At 66.7% G+C, this 270-nt stretch carries 1 protein-coding gene; it reads right to left on the bottom strand.

Annotation, left to right across the window (positions count from 1 at the left end):
- A partial coding sequence (locus A3736_RS10185; protein WP_304439413.1) for a glycoside hydrolase family 3 N-terminal domain-containing protein occupies positions 1 to 270 on the bottom strand: 270 nt, incomplete at both ends.

Here is a 270-nt window from a genome sequence, read left to right as displayed (position 1 = left end):
GCCATCGCCGAAGAAATGCTTGGCGGTGGCGATCACGCGGCCCTGGCCGAGGAAATCGTCCGAACCCTTGCGGCCCTGCAGACCCTCGACCAGTGCAGCGCCCAACGTGGCGACGAGGCGCGGGTCTTCGGAATAGCTTTCATAGGTCCGGCCCCAGCGATCGTCGCGTGCGACAGCGACGGTGGGGGAGAAGTTCCAGTCGATGCCCGTGACTTCGATCTCGACCGCAGTGGCGTGCCCGATGCGGCGGACAAGATCCGCGTCGCGCGT

This window comes from Erythrobacter sp. HI0063 (assembly GCF_001635685.1).
In the GTDB taxonomy this organism is placed as follows: domain Bacteria; phylum Pseudomonadota; class Alphaproteobacteria; order Sphingomonadales; family Sphingomonadaceae; genus Qipengyuania.
This window is presented reverse-complemented; position numbering and strand designations above follow the sequence as displayed.